At 75.5% G+C, this 18,384-nt stretch carries 6 protein-coding genes; all 6 read right to left on the bottom strand.

Annotated features, from left to right (window positions below):
• Nucleotides 1–128 precede the first annotated feature (128 nt).
• Nucleotides 129–1,283 carry a beta-ketoacyl synthase N-terminal-like domain-containing protein gene (locus ABFY07_RS24455; protein WP_346176544.1) on the bottom strand — a complete coding sequence of 385 codons (1,155 nt, stop codon included), beginning with the start codon at nucleotides 1,281–1,283 and terminating at the stop codon, nucleotides 129–131.
• Nucleotides 1,280–2,506 carry a beta-ketoacyl-[acyl-carrier-protein] synthase family protein gene (locus tag ABFY07_RS24450; protein WP_346176543.1) on the bottom strand — a complete coding sequence of 409 codons (1,227 nt, stop codon included), beginning with the start codon at nucleotides 2,504–2,506 and terminating at the stop codon, nucleotides 1,280–1,282. The genes ABFY07_RS24455 and ABFY07_RS24450 overlap by 4 nt, the downstream gene beginning before the upstream one ends.
• A complete protein-coding gene (locus ABFY07_RS24445; protein ID WP_346176542.1) occupies nucleotides 2,503–2,760 on the bottom strand; it encodes an acyl carrier protein in 258 nt (85 codons plus the stop codon). Before ABFY07_RS24445 ends, ABFY07_RS24450 begins: the two co-directional genes overlap by 4 nt.
• Before the next feature lie 168 nt (nucleotides 2,761–2,928).
• Entirely contained in the window at nucleotides 2,929–3,132 is a 204-nt protein-coding gene (locus tag ABFY07_RS24440; RefSeq protein WP_065959824.1) for an MbtH family protein, read from the bottom strand.
• 90 nt (nucleotides 3,133–3,222) lie between these two features.
• The gene (locus ABFY07_RS24435; RefSeq protein WP_346176541.1) at nucleotides 3,223–10,404 is read right to left on the bottom strand and encodes an amino acid adenylation domain-containing protein; all 7,182 of its coding nucleotides are present in this window, start codon (nucleotides 10,402–10,404) and stop codon (nucleotides 3,223–3,225) included.
• Entirely contained in the window at nucleotides 10,401–18,383 is a 7,983-nt protein-coding gene (locus ABFY07_RS24430) for an amino acid adenylation domain-containing protein (RefSeq protein ID WP_346176540.1), read from the bottom strand. The genes ABFY07_RS24435 and ABFY07_RS24430 overlap by 4 nt, the downstream gene beginning before the upstream one ends.
• Between the last annotated feature and the right edge of the window lies 1 nt (nucleotide 18,384).

Here is an 18,384-nt window from a genome sequence, read left to right as displayed (position 1 = left end):
GGTTGCGGACGCCGCGGGGGTTGCGGACGCCGCAGGGGTCCCAGGGATCCCAGGGGCCCCAGGGGCCCCGGAGGTCGCGGACGCCGCCGGGGTCCCAGAGCCCCCGGGCGTCGCGGGAGTCGCGGGGCTCATCGGGCACCGCCCAGCAGCCGCAGCACCCCGCAGGCCACCAGGCCCTCGCGGTCCACCGAGGTGACCACGGCGGCCCGGCCGGCCGAGGCCGGGTCGGCGGACGCCGCGACCAGGACCGCGGCGAGCTGGAAGGCGGCCTGGGCCGAGGCGGTGTCGCCGATCAGCTCGTGGCACACCGCCCGGTCGGCGGCCTGCCGCCCGAACACCTCGGTCAGCAGGGTCCGTTCGGCCTCGCCCGCCGCGCCGGTCAGCCCGCCCCCGGCCGCCGCCCACACCTCGTCCGGGGTGACACCGGACTCGGCGAGGGCGTGGCGCACGCTCTCCCGCAGCGTGCCGGGCAGATCGCCGGTGACGTCCACCCGTACGTCGATCGCCAGGAGTTCGGCGAGCGCCGGCCGGTCCTCGGGGAGGGTGTCGGCGGGTTCGAGCAGCAGCATCGCGCAGCCCTCCCCGAGCGGCGCGCCCTGCTCCTCGTCCGCGCCCCGGCTGTGGCGCTCCAGCCAGGAACGGGCCCCGGAGTACTCCTCCACCGCCCCCACCAGCGCCCGCTCGGCCCGGCCCGCGGCCAGCAGCCGGCGGGCGTAGGCGAGGGCGAGCAGCGCGGCCGGACGGCCGCCGGCCAGGGTGGTGTTGGGGCCCTTGAGGCCGAAGCGGATGGCGCTGGCCCCGGCCGGGCTGTTCATCAGGGTGTTCGGCATCAGCTGCGCCGGCACGTCGTACGGCTTGTCGCCGACGAACGAGGCCCGGCTGAAGTTCTGCTGGCTGGCCGCGCTGCCCAGGGTGGTGCCCAGGACGAGCGCGGTGCCGGTCCCCCGGGTCACCGGGTGTTCGTCGGCCTCGGCCTCCTCGAACAGCTCGCGTACGGCGGTGACCGCGAGCCCCATGGCCCGGTCCATGGTGCGGGTGCCGGCCCGGCCGAGGATCTGCCGGATGTCGAAGCCGGGCACCAGGCAGGCGCCGGCGTCGGGCGTCTGCCAGGCCGCCGGGTCCGGCACGGCCGCGGTGGGGCGCCGCGCGGCGATCCCCTCCGCGTACGCGGCGCGGCCCAGGCCGTACGGGGAGACGGCCGACCAGGCGGTGATGACGGCGCGGTCGGTGCGGGGGCGGCCCCGGGCCTCGGTGGTGACCTCCTTGGCGGGTACGGGGGTCATCGCTGGTCCTCCTCGTAGCGGCCGAGGACGACGGAGGCGTTGTTGCCGCCGAAGGCCAGGCCGTTGTTGACCACGATCCGCAGCGGCGCCTCGACGGCGTGGTTGGGCACGCAGTCGACGCCGCACTCGGGATCGGTGGAGCGGTGGTTGACGGTGGGCGGGATGAAGCCGTGGGCCAGGGCGAGGGCCGAGGCCGCGGCGCCCAGGGCGCTGGCCGCGCCCATGGAGTGGCCGAGCATGGACTTCAGCGCCACGGTGCGCGGCGGCCGGTCGCCGAACAGCTCGCGGATCGCGCGGGTCTCGGTGATGTCGTTGGTCCTGGTGCCGGTGCCGTGCGCGGACACCAGATCCACCTCCTCCGGCTTGATCCCGGCGTCGGCGAGCGCGAGGCCCATGCAGCGGGCGACGCTCTCCTGGTCGGGGGCGGTCGGGTGGTGGGCGTCGCAGTTGAGGCCGTAGCCCAGCAGCTCGGCGTAGATCCGGGCGCCGCGCGCCAGCGCCGACTCCAGGGGCTCCAGCAGCAGGACGCCGGCGCCCTCGGCGGTCAGCAGCCCCTCCCGCTCGGCGTCGAACGGCCGGCAGCGGTCGGAGGCGACCAGGCCGAGCCGGGAGAAGCCGGCGAAGGTACGGCGGGCCAGTGCGTCCGACCCGCCGACCAGCGCGTAGTCCGCCTCGCCGGAGCGTACGGCGTCGAAGCCGTCGCCGATGGCGTAGTTGCCCGCCGCGCAGGCGGTGCCGAGCACGGACGGCACCGCACGCGGCAGCCGCAGCTCACGGACGACGGCGAGCGCCAGCCGGTGGGCGGGCAGCCGCCGCACCGCGGTGGGCGCCAGGTGTTCCGGGCCGCCCGCGGCCAGTTCGGCCTCGACGAGCTGGTCCAGCTCCCTGGCCTCGCCGTCGGTGGTGCCGAGGGTGACCAGGCCGCGCCGGCCGCGCAGCTCCGCCAGGTCCAGCCCCGCGTCCCGGACCGCCAGTCGGGTGGCGGCGACGGAGAACTGACTGGCCCGGCCCAGCTCTTCGAGCGGGAAGTGGCGGATCCACTCGGCCGGGTCGAAGTCCCGCACCTCGTGAGCGAGTTGGCGGCGGAAGCCGGTGGCGTCGAAGAGGGTGATCTCTCCGGCGCCGCACCGGCCTTCGCGCAGCCCGCGGGTGAACTCGGTGACACCATTGCCGATGCTGGACAGGACGCCGAGTCCGGTCAGCACCACTCGCCGGCCGGTCATCGCGATTCGGCCCGGGAGAGCACCTCGAGGACCGCCTCGAAGTGGATCATGTTCTGGAGTTCGTCCTGCTCGATGGTGACGCCGAAGGCCACCTCCAGGGCGGACAGCATCTCGATCGCGCACAGCGAGTCGGCCCCGTACTCGTCCACGAACAGCCCGGTGCGGGTCAGTTCCTCGCCGTCCAGGTCGAGGGAGTTGGCGAGGATCTCGCGGACCTTGTCCTCGGCCGCGGTGTCGATGGTGATGGCGCTCATTGCGAATTCCTCCGTCGGAAAGTGATGTGCGGTGGGTGGGGGGTTGGGTGGTGCCCTCGGGCGGACCGGCCCGGGCGGGGCCGGTCCGCGTGGGTGGGGTGTGCGTCGGTCCGGTGTATGTCGGTCGGGTGTGTGTCGGTGGGATGTGCTTCGGTCGGGTGTCGCGGGCTAGGCCGTCTCGATCAGGCTCTTCGGGCGCAGATCGGTCCAGGTGCGCTCGACATACGCCAGGGCCTCCTCACGGCTGGTCTCGGCGAGTACCGCCGTCCAGCCGGCCGGGACCTCGGCGAAGGCGGGCCACAGGGAGTGCTGGCCCTCGTGGTTGACCAGGACCAGAAAGGTTCCGGTCTCGTCGTCGAAAGGGTTTGTCATATCCGGTTGATGTCCTCTCTCGCTCTCCTCTTTCTGACATGGGCATCCCTCGGGAGAAATTCACCATTCTCTTCGGGAAGTCTTCTCGGCTCAGTCGCCGAGCGCTTCGGAAATGACTTTCGCGATATGGGCGGCGGGCTGCGGGGCCAGCATTCCGTCGTGGTCGGCGTCGATCTCGTGGCGGACGATCGCGCCGTCGATGTGCGCCGCCCAGCGGGCCTCGGTCGGGGCGGATTCGGCGAGTCCGCGGGTGGCCGCGAAGAAGAGCAGGTCTCCGCGGTAGCGGCCCGGCCGGTGGGCCGAGCCCAGCTCGCTGAAGTGACGGATCACCCCGAGGAGATGGCCGAGCCGCGCCTCGTCGAGCTCGGCGAGGGGATTGCCGTCCCGGGCCAGCAGCGCCAGCACCCCGGCCGCGTCCAGCTTTCCGCCGCCCTCGGCGCCGCCCTGCGGGTCCAGCCCGCAGCGCAGCAGGATCTGGGCCAGCAGCGCCTGGTCGCTCAGGTCCTCGTCGGGGTCGCGCTCCGCCGCCGGGAAGCCGTCCAGATTCGCCAGCAGCGCCACGTCGCGCCCCTGCTCCTGCAATTTGACGGCCATTTCATGGGCGACCAGCGCCCCGAAAGACCACCCGACAATATGGTACGGCCCCTCGGGTTGTATTTCCAGCATGCTCCGGATGTAATCCGCAGCCATTTCCCGTACGGAGCCGGGCTGCTGGGCCGGGGACACGATTCCGCCCGCCTGGAATCCGTACACGGGGAATTCGGTGAGCGCGCCGGCCAGCTCCAGGAACGGCCAGGAGAGCCCGACCCCGCCGTGCACACAGAACAGCGGCGGCCGCGTCCCCGCCCCCGTCCCCACGGCGCGGATCGGCAGCACCCGGGCGAAGGCGTCGGCCACGTCCGGCGCCGACCCGGCCGCGGTGGCCGCCGTGGCCAGGCCCGCCACCGTCCGGTGCAGGAACACATCGGCGGGGGAGAGCCCGACGCCCAGCTCGCGGGCGCGGCCGACCAGGCGGATGGAGCGGATGGAGTCGCCGCCCAGCTCGAAGAAGCTGTCCTCGGCGCCGACCCGGTCCAGCCCCAGCACCTCGGCGAAGGCCTGACACAGCGTCTGCTCCAGCGGGGTGCGCGGCCCCCGGCCGGTGGCCGCGCGGGGCAGCCCGGGGGCCGGCAGGGCCTTGCGGTCCACCTTCGCGTTGGGCGTCAGCGGCATCCGCTCCAGCTCGGTGAGGAACGCCGGGACCATGTAGTCGGGCACCGCGGCCGCCAGATGGGCCCGCAGCTCCGCCAGGTCGATCCCCGGCTCGCCGCGCGGCACCACGTACCCGGCCAGCCGTGGCTCGCCCGGCGCGCCGGGGGTGTCCCGGCGTACCACCACCGCGGCCTGCGCCACCCGTGGATGGCTCAGCAGCGTGGCCTCGATCTCGCCCGGCTCGATGCGGAAGCCGCGCACCTTGACCTGGTGGTCGGCCCGGCCCAGGTAGTCCAGGGAGCCGTCCGGCCGCCGCCGCACCAGGTCGCCGGTGCGGTACATCCGGGCGCCGGGCACCGGGGAGTTGGGGTCGGCGACGAACCGCCCCGCGGTCAGCCCCGGCCGGTCGTGGTAGCCGCGCGCCGGGGACGCGCCGCCGAGGTACAGCTCGCCGGTCACCCCGGCCGGCACCGGCCGCAGCGCCGCGTCCAGGACATACGCCCGGTTGCCGGCCAGCGGGCGGCCGATGGGCGGGGTGCCGGTGCCGTCCAGCTCGGCGGCGGTGGACCAGATGGTGGTCTCCGTCGGCCCGTACAGATTGGTCACCTTGCGCGCCGCCCCGCGCAGCGCCGTGGCCAGGTCCTGGCTGATCGCCTCGCCGCCGGTCAGGGCGTGCACCTCGCGCAGCGCCCCCGGGTGCGAGGCCACCAGGGCGTGCCACAGCGTCGGGGTGGCCTGCATCATGGTGGCGCGGCTCTCGACCAGCAGCGCGGCCAGCTCCCGCGGGTCCCGCACGGTGGCGGGCGGGGCGAGCACCAGCGTGGCGCCGGACAGCAGCGGGACGAACAGCTCCAGGTTGGCGATGTCGAAGCCGAAGGTGGTCACCGACACCAGCCGGTCGTCCGCGCCCAGGTCCAGCAGGCGCGAGGTGGCGGCCAGGAAGTTGGCGAAGGCGCCGTGCGGGACGACCACGCCCTTGGGGCGGCCGGTGGAGCCCGAGGTGTAGATCACGTACGCGGCGTGGCCCGGAGCCGGGACCGGGCGCTCGTGCGCCCGCAGGTTCCCGGCCGGGAGGGCGGCCACCTCCGCCGCCGCCTTCGGGTCGTCCAGCAGCAGACGGGGCACCACGTCCGGGCCCGGCAGCGCCCGCGCCGCCTCCCGGCCGGTCAGGGCGAGCACCGGCCGGGCGTCCCGCACCATGTGGCCGATCCGGTCCGCCGGGTAGGCCGGGTCGAGGGGCAGATACGCGGCGCCCGACTTGAGCACCGCCAGCGCCGCCACGACCATCTCGGGGGAGCGCGGCAGGGCGATGGCGACCAGCCGGTCGGGGCCCGCGCCCCGCGCGACCAGGGCCCGCGCCAGCCGGTTGGCCCGCTCGTTCAGCTCCCGGTAGCCGATCCGCCGCTCCTCGTGGAGCAGCGCGGTACGGTCCGGGTCCGCGGCCGCGCGCGCCTCGAACCGCTCGTACAGCGGCGGATGCGCGGGATGGGCGGGCGCGCCGTTCCACTCCACCAGCAGCCGCTCCCGCTCGCCCGGCAGCAGCGCGTCCGTCTCGCCGAGCCTGGTGTCGGGGGCTGCGGTGAGCCGGTCCAGCAGATGGGCCAGCCGGGCGGCCAGGACGCGCGCGCTCTCCTCGGTGAACAGGTCGGCGCTGTACTCCAGGCGCCCGGCGATCCCGCCCGGCTCCCCGGACCCGGACCGCACCTCGGCCAGGTCGAAGGCCAGGTCGAAGCGGGCGCGGCCGGTGCGGGCCGCGCCGACCGTGCCGGTGAGGCCCGGCAGCTCCAGCGTGGCCGCCGCGTTGTTCTGGAACGCCAGCATCGTCTGGAACAGCGCGTGGCGGGCCATCGAGCGGGCCGGGGACAGGGCGTCCACCAGCCGCTCGAACGGCAGGTCCTGGTGGGCGAAGGCGGCCAGCGCCGTCCCGCGCACCCGGCCCACCAGCTCGCGGAAGGTCGGGTCGCCGGACAGGTCGCCGCGCAGCACCAGGGTGTTGACGAAGAAGCCGACCAGGTCGTCCAGCGCGTCGTCGGTGCGGCCGGCCACCGGGGTGCCGATGGGGATGTCCTCCCCGGCGCCCAGCGTGGACAGCATGGTGGCCAGCGCCGCCTGCACCACCATGAACAGGCTCGCCCCGCACTCCCTGGCCAGCGCGGCGGCGCGGGCGTGGGTGGCGGCCGGGACGGTGAACTCCACGGTGCCGCCCCGGTAGGAGGGCAGCGCGGGGCGCGGGAAGTCGGTGGGCAGCTCCAGCTCGTCCGGCAGTCCGTCCAGCGTCCGCTTCCAGAACTCCAGCTGCCGGGCGGCCAGGGACTCAGGGTCGCTCTCGTCGCCCAGCAGCTCGCGCTGCCACAGCGCGTAGTCCGCGTACTGGACCGGCAGCGGGCTCCACGTCGGCTCCTCGCCGCGCAGCCGGGCCGCGTAGGCGCGGCTCAGGTCCCGGGCCAGCGGGGCGTTGGACCAGCCGTCGCCCGCGATGTGGTGGATGACCGTGACCAGGACGTGTTCCCGCTTCCCGAGGGCGAACAGCGCGGCTCTGATGGGGATTTCGCGCGACAGGTCGAAGCCGCGGGAGGTGAACTCGGTGACCGCGTCCTCCAGTTCGTCCTCGCCGATGTGGCGCACCGGCAGGGTGATCCGCGCCCGGCGGCGGATCCGCTGGTACGGGCCCTCGGCCGACTCGGGGAACACCGTGCGCAGCGCCTCGTGGCGCGCCACCACGTCGCCGAGCGCGGCGCGCAGCGCGGGCCGGTCCAGCGTGCCGGTGAGCCGCAGCGTCCAGGGCAGGTTGTAGGTGCCGGACGGGCCCTCGAGCCGGCCCAGGAACCACATGCGCCGCTGGGCGGACGACAGCGGCAGCCGTCCCCGGCGCGGTGCCGCGGTCAGCGGCGGCCGGGCGGCGTCCGCGCCCGTCAGCCGGGCGGCGAGCGCGGCCGGGGTCGCCGCCTCGAAGACCGTACGGAGCGGGACCTCCACGTCCAGCAGCGACCGCACCCGGCTGATCAGCCGGGTGGCGAGCAGCGAGTGTCCGCCGAGGTCGAAGAAGTCCTCGTCGATGGAGACCCGCTCCAGGCCCAGCACCTCGGCGAAGGCCTGGCACAGCAGCTCCTCGCGCGGGGTGCGCGGGCCGCGCCCGGCCGAGGTGGCGATCTCGGGGGCGGGCAGCGCCTTGCGGTCCACCTTGCCGTTGGGGGTCAGGGGCAGCGAGTCCAGCAGCACGAACGCGGACGGCACCATGTACTCCGGCAGCCGCTCGGCGACCGAGGCCCGCGCCGCCGCCACATCCGCCGCCCCGGCCAGATAGCCCACCAGCCGGCCCTCGCCCCGGGTGTCCTTCGCGACGTTCACCACCGCGTCGGTGACCCCGGGCACGGTGCGCAGCACGGCCTCGATCTCGCCCAGCTCGATGCGATGCCCGCGGATCTTCACTTGGTGGTCGCGCCGCTCCAGGAACTCCAGGCTCCCGTCGGCCCGCCGCACCACCCGGTCGCCGGTGCGGTACATCCGGGCGCCGGGCACCGGCGAGTACGGGTCGGCGACGAACACGGCGGAGGTGCGGCGCGGGTCGCGCAGATAGCCGCGGCCCACCCCGGCCCCGCCGACGTACAGCTCGCCCGGCACCCCGGCGGGCACCGGCCGCAGCCCGTCGTCGAGCACGTACAGGCCGGTGTTGCGCACCGCCGACCCGATCGGCGCCCGCACCCCGGGCACCTCGCCGGCGTCCCGGATCACGGCGTGGGTGACATCGTCCGAGCACTCGGTGGGCCCGTACGCGTTGACCAGCGGAATGCCGGGGAAGCAGCCGAACCAGCGGCGGCACAGCTCGGCGGGCAGCGCCTCGCCGGTGACCACCAGCCGGCGCAGCCGCGTCAGGTCCGGCACCGGCGCGCCCGCGTCCCAGCTGTCGAGGGCCGCCCGCAGCAGCGAGGGCACGACCTCCAGGATGGTGATCCGCTCCGGGCCGACCATCCCGAACAGCTCCGCCGGGTCGGCCGCCGTCCGCTTGGACACCACCCGCAGCAGACCGCCCACGACCAGCGGGGACAGCATCTGCCACACCGAGATGTCGAAGGTGACGGGCGCGTTGTGCACCACCGTGTCGCACGCGGTCAGATCCAGGTCCGCCACCTTCGCCAGCAGGTGGTTGACCATGCCACGGCGGTGGACCATCGCGCCCTTGGGGCGGCCGGTGGAGCCGGAGGTGAAGATGACGTACGCCAGGTCGTCGCCCGCCCCGGCCACGGGCGCCAGGTCCTCGGGTGAGTCCTGGTGGCCGTTGACGGTCAGGACGGGCAGCGTGCCGCCCACCTCGGCGGCCAGGTCGGCGTGTTCGGCGTCGGTCAGCAGCAGCGCCACCCCCGCGTCGGCGACCAGCGCGGCCGTACGGGCCATCGGCGCCGTCACGTCCAGCGGCACCCATGCCGCCCCCGCGCCCAGCGTGCCGAGCACCGCCGTCACGAAGCGGGCCCCGGGCGCGGCGAGCACGCCCACCAGGGCGCCCGGGCCGATGCCGCGGCCGGTCAGCTCCCGGGTCAGGGCGCTGCTCCGGCCCACCAGCTCCTCGTAGTTCAGGGTCTCCCGGCCGTCGGTGACGGCCGGTGCCTCCGCCTGCTCGCGGGCCAGCGCCCGCACCCGCTCGACCACGTCCGCGAACGGGTCCCCGGGCGCCGGGTCGGCGGGCAGGTCGAGGACCCGCTCGCGCTCGCCTGGCAGCAGCGCGTCCAGTTGCCCGAAGGGCCGGTCGGGGTGGTCGAGCAGGGTGCGCAGCAGCCCCGTGAGACGGTCCATGACCGCGGCCGCCTCCTCGGCGGGGTACAGGTCGGGGGCGTAGCCGAGGTCCAGCCGCAGCCGCTCGCCGGGCAGTGCCATCAGGCTCAGCGGGTAGTGCGTGGCGTCTTTGGCCGCGAGGCCGGTGACGCGCAGCCCGGGCGCGGGCCGCTCCATCCGCGCCGGGTCGAGCGGGTAGTTCTCGAAGACCAGGACGGTGTCGAACAGCTCCCCGGCGCCGGCGGCCTGCTGGATGCGGGTGAGGCTCAGGTGCTGGTGGGGCAGCAGGCCGGTCTGCCGCTCCTGGAGCGCGGTGAGGATCTCGGCGAAGGAGCGCGCCGGGTCCAGGTCCACCCGCACCGGCAGGGTGTTGATGAACAGGCCGACCATCGTCTCCACACCGGGCAGCCCCGGCGGCCGGCCCGAGACCGTGCCGCCGAACACCACGTCGCGCAGCCCGGTGAGGGCGCCGAGGGTGGCCGCCCAGGCGCCCTGCACCACGGTGTTCAGGGTCAGGCCGCGGCCGCGCGCCCAGGCGGTCAGCTCGGCGGTGAACGCCGCGGGCAGCTCCACCGCGTGGTGTGCGGGCAGGCCCGCCGCCCGCCCGGTCGCCGCCGGGGCCACCAGCGTGGGCTCGTCGAGCCCCGCCAGCGCCTCGCGCCACGCCTCCTCGGCCGCGGCCCGGTCCTGCTCGGCCAGGTGCGTCAGATACGACTTGTACGGGGCGGCGGGGGCGAGGCTCCCGGCGGCGTCCCCGCCGTACAGCACGAACAGCTCGCGCACGATCAGCGGCATGGACCAGCCGTCGAAGAGCATCTGGTGCGCGGTCAGCACCACACGGTGGGTGCTTGCGCCCAGGTCCATCACGATGAACCGCAGCAGCGGCGGGCGGCGGACGTCGAACCGGCGCACCCGGTCCTCGTCGGTCAGGCGCCGCGCCTCGGCGGCCCGCTCCTCGGGCGCCAGGCCGCTGAGGTCGGTCTCGGTCCACGGCACCTCGACGGCGCGCGGGATCAGCTGCACCGGGTCGCCGTTCCCGCGGTAGCGGAAGGCCGCCCGCAGGTTCGGGTGGCGCCGCAGCAGGGCGCCGGCCGCGGCCTTGAGGCGTGCCGCCTCCAGCGGGCCGGACAGGTCCAGGACCAGTTGGACGGCGTACACGTCCAGCTCGGCCTGGCTCTCGTACACCGCGTGGAAGAGCAGCCCTTCCTGGAGCGGGGTCAGCGGCAGGACGTCCTGGAAGTTGGACCGCTTGGCGGTCGGTCTCGCCGGCCGGAGCGCGGCCTCGCCCGCCGGTCGCATCTGGGTTCCGCTCATAGGGACCACTCATCCATCTCGTCTTCGAACTCGTCGATCTCGGCCTGGCTCAGCTCCACCAGGTCGACATCGGAAGGGGTGTGCCCGCCCGAATCCGGGCTCTGGGCGTGCAGGGCCAGGGCCGTGAGGGCGCGGAACCAGGCCTCGGCGATGTGCCGCGCGTCGTCCTCCGGCAGGAGGTCCGCCGCGAAGGTCCAGGCGGCGACCAGCCGGGGCCCGTCCGGGCCGTCCTCCGTCAGGGCGTTGAGCCCGAGCACGTGCGGCAGCGGCAGGTCCGGGTCCGTGCCGGCCGCCACCAATGCCGACTCCGGCGTGACGGACCAGTCCTCGGCCACCGGGGCGGGCAGCCGCCCCAGGTAGTTGAAGCCCAGCTGCGGCGGGTCCGCGGCGACCAGCTCGGGCGCGGTGTCCGGGGCCAGCCGGCGCAGCAGCCCGTGGCCCAGGCCGTGGTCGGGGAGGGCCCGCAGCTGCTCCTTGACCGCCTTGAGGACGAGACCGGCGGCGGGCCCGCCCGACCAGGCCTCCGCCCAGTCGACGGCGCCCAGATCGAGGCGCACCGGGCAGGTGGTGGTGAACCAGCCGACGGTCCGGCTCAGGTCCACCCCCTGCGTGAACTCCTCGCGCCCGTGACCCTCCAGCTCCACCAGCACGGCCGAGCTGTCCTCGCCCCTGCGCCGCCGCCAGTCGGCCACCGCGAGCGCGAGCCCGGCCAGCAGCACGTCGTTGGCCTCGGTGTGGAAGGCGGCCGGGACCTCGGTCAGCAGCGCCGCCGTGGTGGCGGTGTCCAGGGACATCCGCAGGGTGCGGGCGGTGGCCGTGGTGTCCCGGGCCCGGTCGAGCCGGCGGCCACCGAGCGGCGGGTCGGGGGTGGCCACCACCTCGCGCCAGTACGGCAGTTCGGCCCCGCGCCGTACCGTGCGCGCCTCGGCCGCCAGCAGGCCGGACCAGTGGCGCAGCGAGGTGCCCACCGGTTGCAGCGCCACCGGGGTGCGGTGGGTGACCGCCTCGTACGCCTGGGCCAGGTCGGGCAGCAGGATCCGCCAGGACACCCCGTCCACGACCAGGTGGTGCATCGTCAGCAGCAGCCGGCCGGGGCGGCCGGGGCCCGCGTCGAACCACACCGCCTGGACCATGACGCCCTCGCGCGGGTCGAGCCGGGACTGGGCGGCGGCGGCCGAGCCGGTCACCGCCTCGGGCCAGGATTCCTCGGGCAGGGAGGCCACCCCGACGCGGGTGAGCAGCTCCTTGGCGCGCACCGCGCCCGGCTCGGCGATCCGCAGCGCCCAGGCCCCGTCGGTGTCCTCCAGGCGGGTCCGCAGGGCGTCGTGGTGGTCGAGCAGGGCTTGCAGTGCGGCGGCCAGGGTGGCCTGGGTGGCGCCGGCCGGGGTGCGGACCACCACCGCCTGGTGGAACCCGGCGAACTCGGCCCCCTGGGACAGCTCCTGGAGCCACAGCCCGATCGGGGTGGGCGCGAGGCGGCCGACCCCGTCGTCCGCGCCGAGCACCACCTGTTCGGCGGCGGGCTTGGCGGCGGCCGCGAGCGCGGCGGGGGTGCGGTGGGTGAACACGTCCTGCGCGGTGATCAGCAGCCCGGCCTTGCGCGCCCGGCCCACCAGCTGGATCGACACGATCGAGTCGCCGCCCAGGTCGAAGAAGCTGTCGTCGGCGCCCACCCGCTCCAGGCCCAGCACATCGGCGAAGACCTGGCACAGCGTCTCCTCCTGGGCCGTGACCGGCGCCCGGCCGGTGGCGCGGGCGGTGAAGTCGGGCGCGGGCAGCGCCGCGCGGTCCAGCTTCCCGTTGCCGGTCAGCGGCAGCGCGTCCAGCGTGACGAACGCGGCGGGCACCATGTGGTCCGGCAGCCGCCCGGCCAGCCGCTCGCGCAGCAGCGCCGCGTCGGGCGCCTCCTCGCCGGCCGGTACGACATAGCCGACCAGGCGCTTCTCCCCGGGCCGGCCGGAGCGCACGACCACCGCGGCCTGGGCGACGCCCGGGTCCGCGAGCAGGGCGCTCTCGATCTCCCCGGGCTCGATCCGGAAGCCGCGCAGCTTGACCTGGTCGTCCGAGCGGCCGACGTAGTCCAGCGTCCCGTCGGGCAGCCAGCGCACCAGGTCCCCGGTGCGGTACACCCGCGCGCCCGGCTCCCCGTACGGGTCGGCGACGAACCGCTCGGCGGTCAGCCGCGCCCGGCCCAGATAGCCGCGGGCCAGCCCGGCGCCCGACACGTACAGCTCCCCGGTGACCCCGGGCGGCACCGGCCGCAGCGCCGCGTCCAGCACCCGGACGCGGGTGCCGGCCAGCGGGCGGCCGACCGGCGGCTTGACGGACCCGGCGAGCGGCTCGCTGACGGTGGCGCACACGGTGGTCTCGGTCGGCCCGTACGCGTTGATCATCCGGCGCCCGGCCGACCACCGCTCCACCAGCTCCGGCGGGCAGGCCTCGCCCGCCGTGATGACCGTGATCCCCTCCGGCATGGGCAGGTCCTCGGGCCAGGCGGAGAGCACGGTCGGCGGCAGGCAGACCACGTCGATCCCGGCCTCGGCGATCAGCGCCGCGAGCGGCTCGCCGGGCGCCCGGTCCCGCTCGTCCGCCAGCACCAGCACCGCGCCGGTCAGCAGCGAGGTGCACACCTCCCACGCGGCCGCGTCGAAGCTGAACGAGGCGAACTGCAGCACCCGGGTGCCCTCCCGCACCCCGAACGGCTCGCCCTGCGCGGCCAGCACCGCCACATTGGCGTGCGGCACAACCACGCCCTTGGGGCGGCCGGTGGAGCCCGAGGTGTAGATGACGTACGCCGGGTGCTGCGGCGCGAGCGGCCGCAGCCGGTCGGCGTCCGTCGGGGCGTGCGCGGGCGCGGCGGCCAGCCGGGCGGCCGTCTCCGGCGCGTCCAGTGCGAGGACCCCCTCCGAGCGCTGGAACGCCTCCGCCCGCTCCACCGTGGTGAGCACCGCCGCCGGCCGGGCGTCCGCGATCACATAGTCCACGCGGTCCTGCGGATAGGCCGGGTCCACCGGCAGATACGCCGCCCCCGTCTTGAGCACCCCGACCACCGCGACCACCGCCTCGGCGGTGCGGGGCAGCACCAGCGCCACGGTGTCCTCCGGGCCCACGCCGAGCGAGATCAGATGGTGCGCGAGCCGGTTGGACCGCTCGTCCAGCTCCCCGTACGTGACCGGGCCCGTGCCCGTGGCCAGCAGCGCGGTGCGGCCCGGGTCCCGCGCCACCCGGGCGGCGAACAGCTCGGGGAGCGTGGCCGCCCCGGGCGCCTCGGTGCCGCCGCCGGACCACGCGCCGAGGACACGCGCGGCCTCCTCGGGCAGCAGGGCGTCCAGCCGGCTCAGCGGCCGGTCCGGCTCGGCCGTGGCCTTGCGCAACAGCTCCACCAGGCGCTCGGCGATCGTCGCCGCGCTCGCCTCGGTGAACAGGTCCGCGCTGTACTCCAGCTGCCCGGCGATGCCACCGGGCGCGCCCTCGGGGCCGTCCTCCTCGGTCAGCTCGAAGGCCAGGTCGAAGCGGGCGGTGCCGGTGGGCACCGGCGCCATGGTGGTGGTCAGGCCCGGCAGCCCGAAGTCGGCGGGCGCGGTGTTCTGGAAGGCCAGCATCACCTGGAACAACGGCTGCCGCGACAGCGAGCGGGCGGGGCTCACGGCATCCACCAGCGCCTCGAACGGCACGTCCTGGTGGTCGAAGGCCGCCAGGTCCGCGGTGCGCGCCCGCCCCACCAGCTCCCGGAAGGTCGGATCGCCGGACACGTCGGTGCGCAGCACCAGGGTGTTGACGAGGAAACCCACCAGGCCCTCGAGCGCCGTCTCGCCGCGCCCCGCCACGGGGGTACCCAGCGGGATGTCCTCCCCGGCGCCCAGCTTGGCCAGCAGCGCCGCCAGCGCGGCCTGCAACACCATGAACACGCTGGCCCCGGTGGACCGCGCCAGCCCCGTGACCGCCGCGCGCAGCTCGGGCTCCAGGCGGAAGTCCACGGTGCCGCCCCGGTAGGAGGGCAGCGCGGGGCGCGGGAAGTCGGTGGGCAGCTCCAGCTCGTCCGGCAGGCCCGCCAGCGCCTCGCGCCAGAAGGCGAGCTGCCGCGCGGCCAGGGACTGCGGGTCCTTCTCGTCGCCGAGCAACTCCCGCTGCCACAGCGTGTAGTCGGCGTACTGGACCGGCAGCGGACGGTACGCGGGCGCCCGGCCGCGCAGCCTGGCCGCGTACGCCTCGCGCAGGTCCTGCGCGAGCGGCAGCACCGACCAGCCGTCACCGGCGATGTGGTGCAGTACGACCAGCAGTACGTGTTCCTCGTCGTCGAGCCTGAACAGCTCGGCCCGCAGGGGCAGTTCGGCGCTCAGGTCGAAGGGGCGGGCCGCCCGCTCGGCCAGCAGCGGCGCCAGCCCGTCCTCGGTGGTCACCGTGACCGGCAGGCCGGGCCTGGCCACCTCGGGGGCCAGGACGAGCTGCGTGGCGCGCCCGTCGGCCTCGGGGAAGACCGTCCGCAGGCTCTCGTGGCGGGCGACCACGTCGGCCAGCGCCTCGGCGAGCGCGGCGGTGTCCAGCTCGCCGGACAGCCGCAGCGCCCGGGGCAGGTGGTAGGTGGCGCCGCGGTTGTCGAGGTGGCCGAGGAACCACAGCCGCGCTTGCGCGAAGGACAGCGGCAGCTCGGCCGGGCGGTCCACCGCGACGAGCGGGGGCCGCGCCTGTCCGGCGCCGTCCAGCGAGGCGGCGAGCCGCTCGACGGTCGGCGCGTCGAACAGGGCCTTGATGGGCAGCTCGATGCCGAGCAGCACCCGCAGCCGGCTGACCACCTTGGTGGCGAGCAGCGAGTGGCCGCCGAGGCCGAAGAAGTCGTCGTCGATCGACACCCGCTCCACGTTCAGCACATCGGCGAACAGCTGGCACAGCACCTCCTCGCGCGGATTGCGCGGGGCGCGGCCCGAGCCCGCCGCGGCGGCGGCGAAGTCCGGCTCCGGCAGCGCCTTGCGGTCCACCTTGCCGTTGACCGTCAGCGGCAGGGCGTCCAGCACCACGAACGCCGCGGGCACCATGTAGTCGGGCAGCGCGCCGGCCACCCGGTCCCGCGCGGCCACCACATCGGCCGGGCCGGACAGGAAGGCCGCCAGCCGGGAGTTGCCCTCGCGGTCCACGGCCACGGTCACCACGGCGTCGACGACGCCGGGCACCTCGCGCAGCACGGCCTCGATCTCGCCCAGCTCGATGCGATGGCCGCGGATCTTGACCTGGTGGTCGACGCGCTCCAGGAACTCCAACTGCCCGTCCGGCCGGTGCACCACCCGGTCGCCGGTGCGGTACATCCGCGCGCCGGGCACCGGCGAGTACGGGTCGGCGACGAACACCAGCGCGGTGCGGCGCGAGTCGTCCAGATAGCCGCGCCCGACGCCGAACCCCCCGACGTACAGCTCGCCGGCCACCCCGGCGGGCACCGGGCGCAGCCCGTCGCCGAGGACGTACAGGCTGGTGTTGCGCACCGCCGAGCCGATCGGCGCCCGCACCGGGCCCAGGTCGTCCTCGGAGCGGATGAAGGCGTGGGTCACATCGTCCGAGCACTCGGTCGGCCCGTACGCGTTGACCAGCGGAATCCCGGGGTAGTACGCGAGCCAGCGGCGGCACAGGTCCACCGGCAGGGTCTCCCCGGTGACCACCAGGTGGCGCAGCGCGGCCAGCTCCGGCCGGGCCGCCCCCGCGTCCCACTCGTCCAGGGCCACCCGCAGCAGCGAGGGCACCACTTCCAGCACGGTGATCCGCTCGGCGTCGGCGAGGCCGAACAGCGCCTGCGGGTCCCCGGCCACCTCGCGGGACACCACCCGGGTGCGGCCACCCACGACGAGCGCGGACAACATCTGCCAGATGGAGATGTCGAAGGTCACCGGCGCGTTGTGGACCACCGAGTCGTCGGCGGTCAGATCCAGGTCCTCGACCTTGGCGAGGAGGTGGTTGACCATGCCGTGGCGATGGACCATCGCGCCCTTGGGGCGGCCGGTGGAGCCCGAGGTGAAGATCACGTAAGCCAGGTCGTCGCCCTGGCCCGCCACCGGCAGAAGGTCCGCCGCGGCATTGCCCTCCGCGCCACCGCTTTCTGTTCCGCCGCCCAGCTGGATCACCTGGGGCCAAAGGGGCGCGCCGCTGTCGAAAGGGAGAGCGCGCGCAGGCCCTGAGGTACGAAGGGCCGAGCACGGTCGACCGTCGACAGGGGCTGTAGCGCCCCGGAGGCCCGAAATCGAATCAGCCCAGCTGCCGCACGCGGCCAGCACCTGGTGGGCGAACTCCTCCTGGTCCGCGCCGAACAGCAGCGCCCCCGCGCCGCTGTCGGCCAGCAGGGAGGCTCCCCGGGCCACCGGGGCCCGTACGTCCAGCGGCACCCAGCCCGCCCCCGCGCCCAGCACGCCGAGCACCGCGGTCACGAAGGCCGCGCCGGGCCCCGCGGCCAGCGCGACCAGTGAACCGGTGGTGAGCCCGGCGCCGGCCAGGGTGTGGGAGAGGGCGTCGGCGCGGGCGACCAGCTCGGCGTAGCTCAGCCGGGTGGCGCCGTCGTCCACGGCCGTGGCGTGCGGGGTCAGCCCGGCGAGCTCCCGCACCCGCTCGACCACGTCCGTGAAGCCGCCGGTGCGTGTCGTGGCGTTCCAGTCGACCAGCAGCCGCCGGCGCTCGGCGGGCAGGGTGACGTCGACCCGGCCCAGCGGCAGGTCGTCGGCGCCGTGCGCGAAGGCCTCGATGGCGGCCAGCAGCCGGTCCTGGTGTGCGGTCAGCTCGGCGTCGGTGTACAGGCTGGGGTTGGCGTCCAGGCGGACCGTCCAGCCGTCGCCCGGCGTGTCCAGGTAGACGATCTGCAGATCGGGCACCGGGCCGGTGGACAGGTTGTGCAGCCGGCCCGTGCACCCCTCGCCGAAGGCGTAGTCCGCCCCGGACTCCAGCACATTGACCGTGGGCCCGAAGGTGGCGTCCGCCTCGCCCGTGAAGCCCAGCTCGCGCCGCAGCTCGTCGCCGCGGTACCGCTGGTGGCGCACGGTGGCCCGCAGCTCGGCCGCGGTGTGCCGCAGCAGCTCGTCGCGGGTCATCGAGGGACGCACGCTCAGGGCGAGCGGCAGGAAGTTGGCGCGCATCCCGGGCACGGCCCGGGCGGTGGCCCCCGTCCTGGCGGGCACCGGGAGGGTCAGCAGCACCTCCCCGTCGCCACTGGCCCGGGCGGCCCACGCGGCGGTGGCCGCGATCAGCGTCGTGGGCCAGGTGACCCGCGCCGCCCAGGCCAGCTCGCCCAGCCGCGCCACGGTGGACCCGGGCAGCGGGGCGGTGCGGCGCAGGGTGTGGCGGGCGGCCGCCGGGCGCCGCCGGGACAGCCGGGTCGGCTCCGGGTCGGTGTCGAACCGCCCGGACCAGAAGCGCGCGTCGCGGGCGTGGGCCGGGGAGGCGTGGTACGCCTGCTCGTCGGCGAGCAGCTCGGCCAGCGGCGGCAGCGCGCCCGTTTCCGGTCCGTCGTCGCGGGCGTTCCCGGGTTCGTTCGCGTACAGCGCGGTCAGCCGCTGGTAGAACACCGCGCGGCTGAAGCCGTCCATCTGGATGTGGTTGGCGCGGGCGTACAGCCGCACCCGACGCGGTCCCAGCAGGTGCAGCTCGCTGTGGAACGCGTCGCCGCCCAGGGAGGAGGGCAGCCGCAGGTCCTCGCGCATCCGGTGGCGGGAGGCGGCGTCGGGGTCGGTGGTGGCGCGGAAGTCCCGTACCGGGAGCGTCCGTTCGCCCAGCGGGTGGATGGTCTGCACGGGCTCGCCGTCGCGCTCGGTGAACCGGGCCCGCACACACTCGGTCTCGTGGATCAGCCGCCACCAGGCGCGCTCGAACCGCGCCAGGTCCAGCGGGCCGTCCAGGTCGAGGTGGTCGGCCATGGTGAACACGGGGTTGCCGGGGTCGAGCTGCTGCGCGTACCACATCTCCCGTTGCGCACCGGAGAGCGGCAGTTCGAAAAGGGCGGTCTCTCTCATC

The organism is Streptomyces sparsogenes subsp. cuspidosporus (genome assembly GCF_039532705.1).
Lineage (GTDB): Bacteria > Actinomycetota > Actinomycetes > Streptomycetales > Streptomycetaceae > Streptomyces > Streptomyces sparsogenes.
This window is presented reverse-complemented; position numbering and strand designations above follow the sequence as displayed.

Bases quoted from the DNA above. Each gene is read 5' to 3' on its own strand.
- ABFY07_RS24450 (WP_346176543.1), bottom strand. From the start codon at position 2,506: ATGACCGGCCGGCGAGTGGTGCTGACCGGACTCGGCGTCCTGTCCAGC.
- ABFY07_RS24430 (WP_346176540.1), bottom strand. From the start codon at position 18,383: ATGAGAGAGACCGCCCTTTTCGAACTGCCGCTCTCCGGTGCGCAACGG.
- ABFY07_RS24445 (WP_346176542.1), bottom strand. From the start codon at position 2,760: ATGAGCGCCATCACCATCGACACCGCGGCCGAGGACAAGGTCCGCGAG.
- ABFY07_RS24455 (WP_346176544.1), bottom strand. From the start codon at position 1,283: ATGACCCCCGTACCCGCCAAGGAGGTCACCACCGAGGCCCGGGGCCGC.
- ABFY07_RS24440 (WP_065959824.1), bottom strand. From the start codon at position 3,132: ATGACAAACCCTTTCGACGACGAGACCGGAACCTTTCTGGTCCTGGTC.
- ABFY07_RS24435 (WP_346176541.1), bottom strand. From the start codon at position 10,404: ATGAGCGGAACCCAGATGCGACCGGCGGGCGAGGCCGCGCTCCGGCCG.